The organism is Rhizobacter sp. P1_G5, assembly GCF_056405435.1.
This window is the reverse complement of record NZ_JBFUCB010000976.1, coordinates 1-1414: the sequence shown is the minus strand read 5'-3', so window position 1 is coordinate 1414 and position 1414 is coordinate 1. Positions and strand designations below refer to the sequence as shown.

Sequence of the window (1414 nt, the reverse complement as noted above, 5' to 3'; positions counted from 1 at the left end):
CACTGGTGCACCTTGCCCCATTCGTCCTCGAAGGTCTGCACCAGCACCTGGTTCGACAGCCGGTTCACGTCGGCCGGCACGCGCGCCATGTCGATCGGGAAATCGAACAGCGCCGGCAGCCCACCGAGGCTGATGAAGCGCAGCCCCTCGGGCAGCTGCGTCGGCATGCGGTACGGCCGGCGGCTCGCGAGGATGAATCCCCATTCGCCGAAGCTCGGCACGTGCGCGTGGTACGGCGTCACCTGCAGGCCGGCGGCCTCCAGCGTGGTCGCCACCGTCCAGAAGCTCTTGCGCGCGATCAGCGGCGAGGTGGTCTGCACCACCGCGTAGCCGCTCGCGTTCAGATGCTGCTCCACCAGCCGGTAGAAGCCGGTGGTGTAGAGCTTGCCGATCGAGAAATTGGTCGGATCGGGGAAGTCGATGACGATCACGTCGAACGCGCCCGGGTTCTGCTCCAGCCACGCGAAGGCGTCGGCGTTGACGATGCGCAGCTTCGGCGAATGCAGCGCATCGGCGTTCAGCGCGCGCAGCATCGGCGACTGCGCGAACAGCGTCGTCATGTGCGGGTCGAGCTCGACCAGCGTGACCTGCTCGACGCCGGGGTACTTCAGGATCTCGCGCACCGCCATGCCGTCGCCGCCGCCCAGCACCAGCACCTGGCGCGGCGCGCCGTGGCCGGCCATCGCCGGGTGCACCAGCGCCTCGTGGTAGCGGTACTCGTCGCGCGAGTGGAACTGCAGGTTGCCGTTCAGGAACAGCCGCACGCCGACGCTGCTCGAGGTGACGACGATGCGCTGGTAGGCGCTGCTCGCGCTGTAGACGATGCGGTCGGCGTAGAAGCGGTCCTCGGCCCAGCTGCTGACGCGCTCCGCGCCGGCGAAGGCCGCGAGCAGCGCGGCGATGACGCCGCCGCACGCGAGCRCATGCAGGCCCCAGCGCCGCAGCTCGCCCCTGAACAGCCACAGCGCCCACACCGCGACCGCGGCATTCAGCAGCCCGAAGAACGCGCCGGTGCGGATCAGCCCGAGCTGCGGCACGAACAGCAGCGGGAACGCGATCGCGACGACCAGCGCGCCGAGGTAGTCGAAGGTCAGCACCTGCGAGACCAGGTCCTTCAGCGCATAGCGTTCGCGGAAGTGGYGCTTCAGGATGCGCATCACCAGCGGGATCTCCAGCCCCACCAGCGTGCCCACCAGCAGCACCAGCGCATACAGCGCGAAGCGGAACGACGGTGCGGCCAGCGTCTGCAGCGCGAACAGCGCGAGCGGCATCAGCCCGCCGACCAGCCCCACCAGCAGCTCGATGCGCAGGAAGTGCGCAATGATCTGCCGCTCGAAGAAGCGCGACAGGTACGAGCCGATGCCCATCGCGAACAGGTAGCTGCCGATGATGGTCGAGAACTGCAGGATCGAAT

General features: G+C 68.6%; 1 protein-coding gene. It reads right to left on the bottom strand.

The genetic code is table 11. The features are described 5' to 3' along the window. The coding region (locus AC1D12_RS33315; RefSeq protein ID WP_477845374.1) for a polyamine aminopropyltransferase at positions 1-1414 on the bottom strand (1414 nt) is incomplete at both ends.